This window comes from Demequina muriae (genome assembly GCF_030418295.1).
Taxonomy (GTDB): Bacteria; Actinomycetota; Actinomycetes; order Actinomycetales; family Demequinaceae; genus Demequina; species Demequina muriae.
The window spans coordinates 1,349,740-1,363,150 of sequence record NZ_JAUHQA010000001.1 but is presented as its reverse complement, the minus strand read 5'-3'; the positions used below and the strand labels follow the sequence as shown (position 1 = coordinate 1,363,150).

The following is a 13,411-nucleotide window of genomic DNA, read 5'->3' as shown; positions in this document are numbered from 1 at the left end:
ACGTAGGAGACTGAACGACTGATGAACGACGACGCGAACATGCTTGCGGGACGATACGAGGTCGGCGACCTCATCGGCCGGGGCGGCATGGCCGAGGTTCACATCGGCTACGACACCCGCCTGGGCCGGACGGTCGCCATCAAGATCCTGCGCGCCGACCTGGCGCGCGACCCGTCATTCCAGACCCGGTTTCGCCGCGAGGCACAGTCGGCGGCGGGCCTCAACCACCCGTCGATCGTCGCCGTGTACGACACGGGCGAGGACCACATTCCCGGCGCCACCGGCAACCCGCAGGCCGTGCCGTTCATCGTCATGGAGTACGTCGAGGGCCACACGGTCCGCGACATCCTCAAGGGCGACGTGGCGGCACCCATCGACGAGGCGGTCGAGATCGCCTCGGGCGTGCTCACCGCTCTCGACTACGCGCACCACGCCGGGCTGGTGCACCGCGACATCAAGCCCGCGAACGTGATGCTCACCCCCACCGGCGCGGTCAAGGTCATGGACTTCGGCATCGCGCGCGCCCTCGCCGATGCGGGCAACACGATGACGCAGACTCAGGCGGTCGTGGGAACGGCGCAGTACCTGTCTCCCGAGCAGGCGCGAGGCGAGACCGTCGATGCCCGCTCCGACCTCTACTCCGCCGGCTGCCTGCTGTTCGAGCTGCTCACGGGTCGCCCCCCGTTCATCGGCGACTCCCCGGTGTCCGTCGCCTACCAGCATGTGCGCGAGGAGGCCCCCAAGCCCTCCGACTTCGCCTCCGACGTTCCTCCCGCCCTCGACCAGGTGGTGCTGCGGGCCCTCGCCAAGAACCGTGATCACCGCTACGCCACCGCTCAGGAGTTCCTGGGCGACCTGCGCGCCGTCATGGGCGGCGGCCAGGTCAGCCCGTCGACGGGCGCGATCGCCGTGGGGTCCGCCGCCTTCGGCGCCGGAGCCGCAGGCGTCGCGGCTGCCGCTGCCGGCATGACGCCCGAGCAGATCGAGGACCAGCCCACGCAGGCGATGCCCGCCCAGCAGGCTGGCCCGGATACGGGAGCGACCCAGGTGATGCCCGCCGAAGCGGCGCCGGCATGGGCCTCCGTGGGAGGCGCGGGGTCGGTCCCGCCGCCGCAGTCCGCGACCGTCGCCGTCAGCGACGAGCACGAGCTCGACGACGAGGACGACGCGCGCCGTCGAAAGATCATCCTGTGGGTCTCGCTCGGCGTCGCAGCGCTGATCGCCATCATCCTGCTCATCCTGCTGTTCAACCGCGACGACGAGCCCGAGATCGTCATGGTGGCCGTCCCCGACGTCGTGGGGATGACCGAGGCCGAGGCGCTCACGGCACTCGACGACGTGGGCCTCGTGGGCGAGACCACCACCGAGCCGTCAGACGACGTCGAGGAGGGACTGGTCATCAGCACCGACCCCGCCGCCGAGGATGAGGTGGAGGAGGGCACGTCTGTCTCCGTCCTGGTCTCTGCGGGTCCCGATGCTGTAGAGATCCCGAGCGTGCGCGGGCTGCGGGAGGACGATGCGCGGCGGCAGCTGGAAGACCTCGGTCTCGAGGTCACCATCGGAGATCCCGACGACGACGACCCCGACTTCGAGGAGGGGCGCGTCACCCGCACCGAGCCTGCCGAAGGCACCGAGGTCCCAGGCGGATCCGCCGTCGAGCTGTTCCTGTCGAGCGGCATGGTGGAGCTCCCCGACCTCGTGGGGTCCGATGAGGATGCCGCCCGTGCGCAGCTCAACGAACTGGGCCTGATCCCCGACACCACTGACGTCGTGGACGAGTCCGTCGCCCCGGGCACCGTGGTCTCGCAGAGCCCCGGAGAGGGCCGCGTTCCCCAGCGTTCGACGGTCAACCTCGAGGTCGCCGTCGAGCCGTCGACCGTCGCCGTTCCTGACGTCACCGGACGGTCGCAGGCCGATGCGGAGCGCGAGCTCGGCACGCAGGACCTGACCTTCGGGTACGACGACGAGCAGTACTCGAACGACATTCCCGAAGGCTCAGTCATCTCGCAGAACCCGAACGGCGGCACCCAGGTCGCCCCGGGCACCGAGGTGCGGCTGGTGCTGTCCAGGGGACCCGAGCCGGAGGAGCCCGTCGAGCCGGACGTGGACATCACGGAGGGTGGCTAGTCATGTGGCGCATCGGCAGCGTGCCATGACGACGGCCGATGCGCGCGTGCGCGGCTCGGGCGGTCACGGCGGCATCAGTGATGTCGCGCGCGAAACTGCCTCGATTCTCCGGGAATGTCACAGGCTTTACCCGACGTTGACCGGGTCATCATGTCACCGGTGCTGACCACAGACGGCCTGCGCTCCTTCGTGGATGCGCGACTTCCCCGCGTCCACGAGACCCTCGACGCGCACGTCACCGTCGCGGCCGCCGAGCTCCCTGTCGCTGGGCCCGACTACGCACGACTGTGGCGGTCCATCGGAGAGCAGTTCTCCGGCGGCAAGAACCTCCGCCCGTCGCTGACCCTCGCCGCCTACGCGGGCCTGGGCGGCGACGATGCCGAGGCAGTGGTGCCCGTCGCCGCCGCGATGGAGATGCTGCACACCGCGATGCTCGTGCACGACGACATCCTCGACCACGACGAGGTGCGGCGTGGCCGCCCCAACGTGGCCGGGTGCCGTCGGGCGGACCTCGCGGACCGTGACCTCCCCGCCGATCAGGTCGAGGACCACGTGCTCTCGGCAGCGCTGCTGGGCGGAGACCTGGCGCTCTCGAGCGCCTACGACCTGGTGTCGCGCACCAACCTGCCCGCGCACCATCGGATCGCGTGCCTCGACCTCATCACCCGGGCGGTGCGCGCCACCATCGCAGGCGAGCTGCTCGACATGTACGGCGACCTCACGCCCGTGGCGGAGGCCGACGCGCTGCGCGTGGCCGAACTCAAGACCGCGACCTACTCGTTCGTGGTGCCCCTGCTCGCCGGCGCCCAGCTCGCAGGCGCGGATCCCACGATGGTGTCCCACCTCGAACGGATCGGCACCGGACTGGGCCTGAGCTTCCAGCTGGCCGACGACGACCTGGGCGTCTTCGGCGACCCGGGACAGACGGGCAAGTCGAACCTCTCCGACCTGCGCGCGGGCAAGCGCACCGAACTGGTGCGTCAGGCCTTCGTCGCAGCCTCGCCCGACCAGCTCGCCGTGCTGGAGCGCCACGTCGGAGACCCGGAGCTCACCGATGCCGACGCGGACCGCCTTCGCGAGATCATGGTCGAGACCGGCGCGCGCGGGCGCACCACGGCCCTCTCGCGCCGCTATGCACGGGACGCCGCGCGCATCGCCCGCGAGCGAGTGCCGGCTCCGCTGAGCGGGTATCTCGTCGACCTGGTCGACACGCTCGACGGGCGCTCGTCGTGACCTCTGCGCGCCGCCGAGTGCACCTGAGCAACGAGACATCGATGGCGCTGTACGACGAGGCCGCCCAGGCCGCAGCCGCCCAGGTGATCGCCCGGTACTCCACGTCGTTCGGGATGGGCGCGCGCATGCTGAGCGCCACCCAGCGGCGACACATCGAGTCGGTCTACGCGATGGTGAGGGTGGCGGACGAGATCGTCGACACCTACCAGGGCGCCGACGCCGGCGAGCTGCTCGACGGCTTCGAGGCCGAGGTGTGGCGCGCCATGACCTCCGGATACTCGACCAACCTCGTGGCGCACGCGTTCGGCGCGACCGCGTCCGCCGTCGGCATCACCCGCGAGCAGACCGACCCGTTCTTCGCGTCCATGCGGATGGACCTCGACCGCGCGGTGCACGACGAGGAGTCCTTCGCGACGTACATCTTCGGCTCGGCCGAGGTGGTGGGCGAGATGTGCCTCGCGGTCTTCGCGAACTCCGGCTCCGGCCCGCGGCCCCTCGACGCGGACATGCGCACGGGCGCGCGCCGGCTGGGCGCCGCGTATCAGAAGGTGAACTTCCTGCGCGATCTGGGTGCGGACGAGGATCGCCTGGGTCGCTCGTACTTCCCGGGCCTCACGTCGTCCACCCTCACGGACGCCGGCGTCGCGGCACTGGTCGCGGACTGCCGGGCGGACGTGGCGGCTGCCGAGGCGTGCCTCACCGGCCTGCCCCGGCGCTCCGCCGCCGCCGTCCGCACCACGATCGACATCTACGCGCGGCTGCTCGACGAGATCGAGTCCACCCCGGCTCAGTCCCTCGCCGGTGCGCGCGTCCGCGTGGCCAACGGCACCAAGCTGTATCTGGCGCTGCGGAACTCGTGTCCGTGGACCGCCCCCCGGCGTGACACTCTGCAGGCATCGGCGTGAAAGGCGACAACTCATGAGCGGTCACGTAGTGGTCATCGGCGGCGGGGTGAGCGGGCTCGCGAGCGCCGCACTCCTCGCGCGCGGCGGAGCTGACGTCACCCTGGTGGAAAGACACGATCGCGTGGGCGGCCGCGCGGGCAGGCTCGAGGTCGACGGCTTCACGTTCGACACCGGGCCGTCCTGGTATCTGATGCCGGAGGCCTTCGAGCACTTCTTCGCGCTGCTGGGCCGTCGCGTCGAGGACGAGCTCGACCTCATCGACCTCGACCCGCGCTATCAGGTGTTCTTCGAGCGCGACAGCGCCGCGCTGGCGGACGTGCTCGAGGTCACGGCATCGTCCGAGACCAACCGCTCGCGGTTCGACGAGATGTCTCCCGGCGACGGCCAGGCCATCGCGGACTATGTGGACGAGGCCACGGACCTGTACCGGCTCGCTCTGGACAGGTTCCTCTACACGACCTTCGAGCGTCCGCTGTCGGTCGCCGATCGCTCCCTGCTGCCACGTCTGGGGTCGCTCCTCCCGCTGCTCACTAGGTCTCTCGGTTCTCGGATCGCAGGACGAGTGAAGGATCCCCGCCTCCGCCAGCTGCTCGGGTTCCACGCCGTGTTCCTCGGGTCCTCCCCGGATCGCGTGCCGTCGCTGTTCTCGCTCATGAGCCATCTCGACCTGCGCGACGGCGTCCGCTACCCGCGCGGTGGTCTCTACGCGGTCATGGAGGCCCTCGAACGGGTCGCGCTGGCGGAAGGCGTGACCATCCGCACCGGAGCCGACGTCCGTCGCATCGTGGTCGAGGACGGCCGGGCCGTGGGCGTCACTCTCGCCGACGGCGAGACGCTGCGGGCCGATGCGGTGGTCTCGTCAGCAGACATGCACCACACCGAGACGGAGCTCCTCGAGGAGCAGCACCGCGCCCGTCCCGAGAAGTCGTGGCGCAAGGTGAGGCCGGGCGTGAGCGCGCTGCTCGTGATGGCCGGCGTCGAAGGCGAGCTTCCGGAGCTGAAGCACCACTCGCTGTTCTTCACCCAGGACTGGGATGCCAACTTCGAGGCGATCATGGAGCGCGGCGAGGTGCCCCATCCCGCGTCTGTCTACGTGTCCCGCACCACGGCCACCGACCCCTCCACGGCGCCGGCCGGGCACGAGAACCTCGTGATGCTCGTGCCCTTCCCCGCCGAGCCGGCGCTCGGCGCCACCCCCGAGTCGCGGGAGGCCATGGAGCAGCACGCGGCCCGCTACCTCGACCAGGTGGGGGCGTGGGCCGGGGTGCCGGACTTGCGCGCCCGCACCTCGATCAAGGCGATCCTGACGCCCTCGGACTTCGCCGAGTCGCTGTCCGCCTTCAAGGGCGGCGCGCTCGGGCTGGAGCACACGCTGCTCCAGTCCGCCATGTTCCGCCCGCGCAACATCTCCAGCAAGGTGTCCCACCTGCTCTACGCCGGCGCATCGACCGCACCCGGCATCGGGGTGCCGATCTGCCTCATCTCGGCGGAGCTCGTCGCCAAGCGACTGCTCGGGGAGACCTCGGCGCACCCGTTGAACACGCCACTTCCGGCCGGCTACCTGGCCCGATCCCGCAGGCGCGGCGCCCTCGGCGACCTGGCGCGCGCGCTCGGGTCCTCCGCCGCGCCGCGTCCCGCATCGCCGCAGCAGGCGGGGTCGTGACCTCCTGGCTCTACCTGGGTGCGCTCACCGTGAGCCTGCTGGGCCTCGGAACGCTGGACTGGCGCTACCGCCTCGCCCTGTTCGTGGAGACGCGCCGCACCCTGGCGACGCTCGCATCGGCCGTCGTGGTGTTCCTCATCTGGGACCTCGTCGGAGTGGGCCTCGGGATCTTCTTCCGGGGCGATGCGCCGTACATGACCGGCGTCCTGGTCGCGCCTGAGGTGCCCATCGAAGAGGTCGCGTTCCTCACGCTGCTGACCTACCAGACGCTGCTGCTGTGGCGCGCGTTCTCGCGTGCGCGGCATGCCCGAGCTCTCCAGGGAGGCGAAACGTCGTGACCTACGTGGTGCTCTCCGTGGTCGCCCTCGCCATCATCGCGGCCGCGACCCTGCCCGTCCTCAAGCGCGTCGATCGCCGGCCTCTCCTGCTGACCGCGCTGGTGCTGCTCGTGCTCACGGTGGTGTTCGACAACATCATCGTCGGCGTGGGGCTCGTGGCCTACGACGAGTCGCTCATCAGCGGCGTGCTGATGCCCATCGCTCCCGTCGAGGACCTCGCGTACGCGATCGGCGCCGTCATGCTGGTGCCCGCGCTGTGGATCCTGTTCGGACGGCGGCGCGACGGGCACGCTGGCGCCGCCGCCTCGGACGAGAGTGACCGGGAGCCGCAGCCGTGATCGCCGCGATCGTCAGGGCCTCGCGCCCCATCAGCTGGGTGAACACCGCGTTCCCGTTCGCCGCGGCCTACCTGATGACCGTGCGCGAGATCGACGCGGTGCTCGTCGTCGGCACCCTGTTCTTCCTGGTCCCGTACAACCTCCTCATGTACGGCGTCAACGACGTCTTCGACTACGAGTCCGACCTCGCGAACCCGCGCAAGGGCGGCGTCGAGGGCGACGTGATCCGTGACCGGGCGGCCGCGGCCCGCATTCACCGGGGCATCCTGTGGGCGAGCGCCCTCACCACGGTCCCGCCCGCGATCTGGCTGGCGCTGCAGGGCGACCTCGCGGCGGCGATCACGCTGGCGCTCGTGCTGTTCGGTGTCGTCGCCTACTCGGCGCCCGGCCTGCGCTTCAAGGAACGCCCGTTCCTCGACTCCCTGACGTCGTCGCTCCACTTCGTGGGCCCGCTGCTGTACGCGCTGGTGCTCGCCGACGTCTCGCTCGCGGACGCCGGCATCTGGCCGGTGTGGGCGGCGTTCATCGCGTGGGGAATGGCAAGCCACGCGTTCGGCGCAGTCCAGGACGTCCGCGCGGACCGCGAGGGCGGCATCGGCTCGATCGCCACCGTGCTCGGCGCGCGCGCCACGGCCCGCCTGGCCACGGTGCTGTACGTCGCCGCATCGGCGCTGCTGCTCGCGATGCCATGGCCCGGCATCCTGGCCGCCGTGCTGCCGCTCGCGTATGCGGCGTCGACCGCCCGGTTCTGGACCGTCACCGACGCCACGTGCGAACAGGCGAACCGCGGATGGCGCACGTTCCTGTGGCTCAACCAGCCGGTGGGGTTCCTCGTGACGATGCTGCTGATCGTCTCGTGGAACGGCTGGCTCTAGAGCCTCCGACGGTGGTCCGCACGGACCCGACGGGCCTCCATCAGTGGCGAACCTGCAACGGTGGCTTCGTCACTGATTGACGAGCAAACGTTCCGTGGCGAGCCGGCGAGCCCGGGAGCTACTGACGGACCAGGGGCGACAGGCCGGCGGAACGGCCCTCCGCATCGGGCATTCCGCACACCTCGAGCCAGTTCGCCAGCAGGCGGTGGCCGCCCTCGGTGAGCACCGACTCGGGGTGGAACTGCACGCCGTGCAGCGGCAGCTCGCGGTGCTGCAGGCCCATGATGATGCCGTTGTCCGTGTGGGCAGTGACGACGAGCTCGTCCGAGACCGTGTCGGTCTCGACTGCGAGCGAGTGATAGCGCGTGGCGGTGAACGGCGAGGCGAGACCGCCCAGCACCGATCCGCCCTCGTGCCTCACAGCGGAGGTCTTGCCGTGCATCAGCTCGGGGGCGTGAGAGACCACCCCGCCGTAGACCTCGGCGAGCGCTTGGTGACCCAGGCAGATGCCCAGCATCGGGGTGCCCGTGCGGGCGCACTCGCGGATGACCTCGTTCGAGGCGCCGGCCTCGGCAGGGGTGCCCGGGCCGGGGGACACCAGCACGCCGTCGTAGTCCGCGATCGCGTCGGCATCGGCCAGGGCGTCATTGCGCACCACCACGGTCTCCGCACCCATCTGGCGCAGATAGCCGACGATCGTGTAGACGAACGAGTCGTAGTTGTCGATCACAAGGATGCGGGTCATGGGTCCTCCACGGTGGTCTCTTGGATCGCAAAGTACTCGGACGCCCACGGGAACACGTACTCGAACAGCACGAACACCACAGCGGCGAGCACGAGCAGGAGCAGCAGCACGCGCACCACCACCGGCCCCGGCAGCGCGTTCCAGATCATGGTCGAGATCATGGCGCGACCTCCAGCAGCTCTTCGGGAACGCCGTTCCCGGTCGGGGCCCAGTAGTCCAGGCGACCGTGCACGACCCACCGCTCGGCGGCGGAGAACTTCGGGTGGCAGGTGGTCAGCGTGATGTAGCGGTCGTCGGGCTCGACGCCGGGCTCGCCCGGCATCGGTGCGATCACCTGGACGTCCTGCGGCGTCACGATGTCCCAGGACTCGACCGTGTACACGAACCACGCCTCCTCCGTCTGCACGATCAGGGCGTCGCCGGCCGCGAGCTGATCGATGTCCACGAACGGCTTGCCATACGTGGTGCGGTGCGCGGAGATCGCGAAGTTGCCGGTCTCGCCGGGAAGAGCGGTGTCGGGGTAGTGGCCGATGCCGAGGGGGTCGAGCACGTCGGCCCGCGTCACGCCCTCGTAGATCAACTTCGTGTAGTCCTCGCCCCAGCGCGGCACCATGAGCGCCGCGAACTCGTCGGCGTATCCCGGATACGTCATCTCGGGCGGGTCCGTGTCACGCATCTTCAGCTCGTCCGGGATGGTCTGCACCGTGTCGGCGGCGACGATGGCCGGCTGCACCCACTCGGTCTCCTCGACGGCCTCGCGCTGCACGCGCTCGCCCTGCACGTCGGTGTAGAACAGCTGCCACACGACGAACAGTGCAATGAGCAGGCCCGCCGCGATGAACAGCTCGCCCAAGATGCCCACCGCGCTCAGGCGGCGCCGCTCGCTCCGCGCGGGGGCGGGCGCATCCGCCCGATCGCGGGCCTCAGTGTCGGTCGTCATGATGCGACAAGCGTACGCGAGCGCGTGGGAGTGCTGACGTCGGGCCCTGGCCTGGGTACGCTGGTTCCCATTCACGCCCGCACGCTGCGGGCCGAACCCTGCATCGGAGTACCACCGTGGCCGTCTCGAAGAAGCGCGACAAGAACGTCTACAAGGCCCCCCGCAACCTGGGGAAGCCGGACGACACCGACAACCCCAGGTGGCTGCTGCCGACGGCGGTGACGCTGCTGATCATCGGCCCGGCGTGGATCATCACTTATTACATCTCGCGCGCCCAGTATCCGCTCGACATCGGGGACTGGAACCTGCTGGTGGGCTTCGCGTTCATGGCAGCGGCGATGCTGCTGCTCACGCGCTGGAAGTAGCGCGTCGACCACTCCGCCGCGGTGAAGTGACACCGGTGTAGTTTTCCCCCGCTGTGGACAACCCTGGGGACAACTACACCGGTGTTATTCACATCTGGGGGTGGAACGGGGGATGCCTGAGCCCGGCCGATGCGCGGGGCAGTGGCAGCGGCAGGCGGACGCTCAGTTGCCGGGCAGGGCGCCGGCACGCGCGGCGCGCTCACGGCTGTCGACGCCGCGGAACATCGCAAGCATGATGATCGCGCCGACCACCGCTCCGCCGAGGTGACCCTGCCATGAGAGACCGGCGAAGAACGACAGCGCCGGGATGAACTCGGACACCAGCGGGCCGCCGATGAAGATCGCGGCGATCACGAGCACCGACTGATACGGCAGCCGCAGGCGCTTGAGCACGATGCCGTAGGCGGCGAGCAGCCCGAATATCGCTCCGGAGGCGCCGCCGTGGACGCCCTCGCTGGCCAGCAGCATGACGCCCGCCGACGAACCGAGGAGCGAGCCGAAGTACAGGGCGGCGAAGCGCACGCGCCCCATCGCCGGTTCGAGAGCGTTGCCGAGCTGCCAGAGCGCGACCATGTTCATCGCGATGTGGAAGAAGCCGAACTGGACGAAACCAGCGGTGACCCACCGGTACCACTCGTCGCCCACGTTGACGTACTGAGCGATCAGCTCCGGGCTCGCTCCGGGCCAGAGGCCCAGGTAGCCCTCCCAGCCATCGCCGATGAGCATCGGCGCGAGCAGGAACACCGCGACGTTCAGGCCGACCAGCACATAGGTGACCAGAGGCGGCCCCGAGGCCGCCGTGAATCCCAGCCGCGAGCGCATCGGCCGTGCCTGAGCCTTCGCCTGAGCGAGGCAGTCCACGCACAGCACCCCGACCGCCGCCGGCCGCTGGCATTCCGGGCACGCCGGCCGCTCGCAGCGCTGGCAGCGCACGTACGCGACGCGGTCCGGGTGCCGGGGGCAGGTGGGTGGGGCCGATGCGTCAGGCGGCTGGGTCACGCGTGTGTCCTCTAGGAGATGGTGACGGCCGTGATCATGACGTCGTCGAGCGGACGGTCGCGGCCGTCCGTGGCGGTGGCCCCGATCTTGTCGACTACTGCACGCGACTCGTCATCCGCAACCTTGCCGAAGATGGTGTGGGCCTGGTTGAGGTGCGGGGTCTGGCCGAGAGTGATGAAGAACTGCGAACCGTTGGTGCCCGAGGGCTTGCCCGTGATCGGGTTGGTGCGCTTGCCGGCGTTGGCCATGGCGAGCAGGTACGGCTCGGAGAACTGGTTGTTGGCGTGAATCTCGTCGTCGAACGTGTAGCCGGGGCCGCCGGTGCCGGTGCCCTCGGGGCAGCCGCCCTGGATCATGAAGCCCTCGATGATGCGGTGGAAGACCAGGCCGTTGTAGAACGGCTCGTTGCTGGGCTTGCCGGTCTCGGGGTCGGTCCACTCCTTCTCGCCCGTGGCGAGTCCGACGAAGTTCTTGACGGTGGTGGGGGCATCGTTCGGCATCAGTTCGATGCGGATGGTGCCTTCTGTGGTCTCAAGAGTTGCGATCATGCGGACTATTCTCGCATGCCGCTCGCGTTACTCATATGGAAGTGACAATATGGGGGATCAGGACCCCCCCTGCTAATTGGAGGCACCTCACGTGGCACGCAAGAAGAATCCCCTCGATCATCTCGACGTGGACCAGTATCGCGCGCAGGCTCAGGAGGCCGCCGCGCACGCGAAGGTTGCGGCTGAGCAGGCATCGAAGTCCGCCAGGAAGGCGGCGAAGGAAGCTCAGAAGTGGGCCGCTCCGCAGTATGACAAGGCCGTCGACTGGGCCGGACCCCAGGCCCACAAGGCCAAGGAGTGGGCCAAGCCGTACGCCAAGAAGGCCTATCACTCGGGCGCTCGCAAGGCAGAGCCGTATGTCCGGCGGGCCGGCGACACCGCGACGCACTGGGCCGACGTCGCCCACGCAGCAGTGGTGAGCGCCGCGATCCCCGCCGCACTCCACGCCGTGGAGAACGCTGCGCACGAAGACGAGAAGCGCAGCTGGGGCCGCGTGCTGATTCCGCTCGCTCTCGTGGGCGCCGCGACCGCCGCCGTGGTGGTCTGGGCGCGTCGCGACCCGGGCCGCGACACGTGGGCCGGCGAGGACGAGGAGTGGGAGCTCGCGGGCGACGGCGACTTCAAGCGTCAGCTGCGCGACAACGTCAACAAGGCCACCGACGCGGCCGTGGACGCGGCGAAGAAGGCCGCCGAGGCGGCCGCCTCCGCCGCCACCGCCGTGAAGGAGCAGGCCGGCCCGACGGTCGAGAAGGTCAAGGACCAGGCCAGCCCTTACGTGGACAAGGTCAAGGAGCAGGCGAGCCCTGCGGCCGAGCGACTCCGCGAGACCGCGGTCGAGCAGAGCAAGAAGATCGCGGGCCAGGCCGAGGCGAGCGTCAACAAGGTGCGCGAGTCGGCGAGTTCCGAGGTCAACAAGGTGCGTGCATCGGTCGATGACGCGCGTGACCGTGCGACCGCGGCTGCCGCCAGCACCATCGACGACGCCGAGGACGTGTGGGAGGACGACTCCACTGGAGAGACGCCCACCGCCAAGGTTCAGGCCACTGCGGACGCCGCGGCGAAGAACGCCAAGGCTGCGGCCAAGAAGTCGTCGACGGCTCGTTCGTCTGCAGCCAAGAAGCCGGGCGGCGCCAGCAAGTAGCGCTGCTCTGCACCAACGTCACGGAAGCCCCGGCCCCCACGGCCGGGGCTTCCTGCGTCTGCGGGGTCTGCGATCCGTCGGCGCCTGAGGACTCAGCGCGCGAACCAGTCCCCTGACTCGATCACCGCGAGCCCGTCGATCAGTGCGCCGGGCCCCGCCACATACAGCCATCCCCAGCGCGCGATCCCGGTGGCGGGGTCAGGGAAGCTCACGGCCACCCGCTCGTAGTGGTTGAGCCGTCCACCCACCTCGAAGCCCTCGAGCGCGTCGAGGTCCGCGCGCAGGGACTCCCGCGCCCCCGCATCGGCCGGTGGGACCAGGACGTCGAGAGCGATGGCGCCCGCGGTCTCGCGCGGGACGATGTAGGGATAGCCCGCGGGTGCGTCGTACATTGCGTAGCCGTCGAGCGTCAGCGATCCGGCGTGCACGCCGCCATGACGATCCACGAGCACCGCGTTGGAGCCGCCGGGCCGCAGGGTGCCGTACACGAGATACGGCAGGTCGAGGCCGCCATCGAGCGCGGGGGCGTCGGCCGCGATGTCGGGAGAGAGATCCACACCGCCGATTCTGCCGTGACCCGCGACCCGTACGGGTACCCACCGCACGGAAACGCACGGTCGAGTCACCGAATGGAGCGGAGCTCAGACCGCCTTGCGCTCGTGGGCCTGCGTCGAGGCCGCGCCGATGCGGCGGGTCCCCGTCCACGCCGCGACGATCACGCCGACGACGATGAGCACGTCGCCGACGCTGAAGGTGTTCGCCAGCGGCAGCGGCTCGGGCCAGGCGAAGTTGTCTCCCAGCCATGGCAGCACGGGGTCGGCCACCACCGCAGAGTTCGCGAAGGCGTCGTCGGTGCCGAGGCCCGCCGCCTCGACGGCGCCCGCCCGGGCCGGGAGCACGCCTCCGTTGAGCGCGATCGTGACGCCGTTCGAGAGTGCGCCGAGGCCGACGATGAGCGCGCCGGGCATGGCTCGATTCAGCCACAGGAACACGCCCGCCGCCACGTAGGTGAGGATGTGCATCACGGGGGCGATCCGGTGCAGCGCGTCGATCTGCATGATCACCACCTGCAGCGCCAGCGCCACCCACACCAGGGCCGGCCACCGCCACCGGTGCAGGAGCAGGCCTGCGGGCCACCGCCCGATGAGCAGCGGTGACACGACGACGAGCACGCAGACGGCGAGCAGCAGCATG

16 protein-coding genes are annotated in these 13,411 nt (G+C 70.0%); 9 read left to right on the top strand and 7 right to left on the bottom strand.

From position 1 onward, the window contains the following. The first annotated feature begins 21 nt into the window (after positions 1–21). The 7 genes from pknB to QQX02_RS06320 all read left to right on the top strand — a co-directional run bounded on the left by pknB (position 22) and on the right by QQX02_RS06320 (position 7,479). Positions 22–2,127: a Stk1 family PASTA domain-containing Ser/Thr kinase gene (gene pknB, locus QQX02_RS06350; RefSeq protein WP_301141957.1), complete on the top strand. Its 2,106-nt coding sequence runs from the start codon at positions 22–24 to the stop codon at positions 2,125–2,127. A 159-nt stretch (positions 2,128–2,286) separates the two neighbouring features. Continuing rightward, positions 2,287–3,360 (top strand): polyprenyl synthetase family protein, encoded by a 1,074-nt coding sequence (locus QQX02_RS06345; protein WP_301141956.1) that lies wholly within the window; start codon positions 2,287–2,289, stop codon positions 3,358–3,360. A 41-nt stretch (positions 3,361–3,401) separates the two neighbouring features. Beyond that, on the top strand, positions 3,402–4,265 hold the full coding sequence (locus tag QQX02_RS06340) for a phytoene/squalene synthase family protein (RefSeq protein WP_301141955.1): 864 nt from the start codon (positions 3,402–3,404) through the stop codon (positions 4,263–4,265). A 13-nt stretch (positions 4,266–4,278) separates the two neighbouring features. Next, positions 4,279–5,928: a phytoene desaturase family protein gene (gene crtI / locus QQX02_RS06335; protein ID WP_301141954.1), complete on the top strand. Its 1,650-nt coding sequence runs from the start codon at positions 4,279–4,281 to the stop codon at positions 5,926–5,928. Further along, positions 5,925–6,266 (top strand): lycopene cyclase domain-containing protein, encoded by a 342-nt coding sequence (locus QQX02_RS06330; RefSeq protein ID WP_301141953.1) that lies wholly within the window; start codon positions 5,925–5,927, stop codon positions 6,264–6,266. The genes crtI and QQX02_RS06330 overlap by 4 nt, the downstream gene beginning before the upstream one ends. After that, a complete protein-coding gene (locus tag QQX02_RS06325) occupies positions 6,263–6,604 on the top strand; it encodes a lycopene cyclase domain-containing protein (RefSeq protein WP_301141951.1) in 342 nt (113 codons plus the stop codon). Before QQX02_RS06330 ends, QQX02_RS06325 begins: the two co-directional genes overlap by 4 nt. Further along, a complete protein-coding gene (locus tag QQX02_RS06320; protein ID WP_367304229.1) occupies positions 6,601–7,479 on the top strand; it encodes a prenyltransferase in 879 nt (292 codons plus the stop codon). Before QQX02_RS06325 ends, QQX02_RS06320 begins: the two co-directional genes overlap by 4 nt. A gap of 118 nt (positions 7,480–7,597) precedes the next feature. Here the strand turns inward: QQX02_RS06320 and QQX02_RS06315 are convergent, their stop codons facing one another. The 3 genes from QQX02_RS06315 to QQX02_RS06305 are packed head-to-tail and all read right to left on the bottom strand — an operon-like array spanning position 7,598 to position 9,164. Beyond that, positions 7,598–8,224, bottom strand: a complete 627-nt coding sequence (locus tag QQX02_RS06315) for an aminodeoxychorismate/anthranilate synthase component II (RefSeq protein ID WP_301141949.1) — start codon at positions 8,222–8,224, stop codon at positions 7,598–7,600. Beyond that, positions 8,221–8,385, bottom strand: coding sequence for a hypothetical protein (locus QQX02_RS06310; RefSeq protein WP_301143768.1), 165 nt, complete (start codon positions 8,383–8,385; stop codon positions 8,221–8,223). The genes QQX02_RS06315 and QQX02_RS06310 overlap by 4 nt, the downstream gene beginning before the upstream one ends. Further along, positions 8,382–9,164: a class E sortase gene (locus QQX02_RS06305; RefSeq protein WP_301141947.1), complete on the bottom strand. Its 783-nt coding sequence runs from the start codon at positions 9,162–9,164 to the stop codon at positions 8,382–8,384. The genes QQX02_RS06310 and QQX02_RS06305 overlap by 4 nt, the downstream gene beginning before the upstream one ends. A gap of 116 nt (positions 9,165–9,280) precedes the next feature. On the opposite strand from QQX02_RS06305, the gene QQX02_RS06300 reads away from it, so the two are divergent. Beyond that, a complete protein-coding gene (locus QQX02_RS06300; RefSeq protein ID WP_301141945.1) occupies positions 9,281–9,529 on the top strand; it encodes a cell division protein CrgA in 249 nt (82 codons plus the stop codon). 162 nt (positions 9,530–9,691) lie between these two features. On the opposite strand, the gene QQX02_RS06295 is transcribed toward QQX02_RS06300, so the two are convergent. After that, a complete protein-coding gene (locus QQX02_RS06295) occupies positions 9,692–10,528 on the bottom strand; it encodes a rhomboid family intramembrane serine protease (RefSeq protein ID WP_301141944.1) in 837 nt (278 codons plus the stop codon). An 11-nt stretch (positions 10,529–10,539) separates the two neighbouring features. Next, a complete protein-coding gene (locus QQX02_RS06290; RefSeq protein ID WP_301141942.1) occupies positions 10,540–11,076 on the bottom strand; it encodes a peptidylprolyl isomerase in 537 nt (178 codons plus the stop codon). 91 nt (positions 11,077–11,167) lie between these two features. Here QQX02_RS06290 and QQX02_RS06285 point away from each other — a divergent pair, with 91 nt between their 5' ends. After that, positions 11,168–12,217 carry a hypothetical protein gene (locus QQX02_RS06285; protein ID WP_301141941.1) on the top strand — a complete coding sequence of 350 codons (1,050 nt, stop codon included), beginning with the start codon at positions 11,168–11,170 and terminating at the stop codon, positions 12,215–12,217. Positions 12,218–12,309: 92 nt separating this feature from the next. Here the strand turns inward: QQX02_RS06285 and QQX02_RS06280 are convergent, their stop codons facing one another. Together QQX02_RS06280 and QQX02_RS06275 are read right to left on the bottom strand one after the other, a co-directional pair. Beyond that, positions 12,310–12,774 carry a gamma-glutamylcyclotransferase family protein gene (locus tag QQX02_RS06280; protein ID WP_301141940.1) on the bottom strand — a complete coding sequence of 155 codons (465 nt, stop codon included), beginning with the start codon at positions 12,772–12,774 and terminating at the stop codon, positions 12,310–12,312. Between the two features lie 84 nt (positions 12,775–12,858). Next, positions 12,859–13,410: a DUF5317 domain-containing protein gene (locus tag QQX02_RS06275; RefSeq protein ID WP_301141939.1), complete on the bottom strand. Its 552-nt coding sequence runs from the start codon at positions 13,408–13,410 to the stop codon at positions 12,859–12,861. Position 13,411 lies beyond the last annotated feature (1 nt).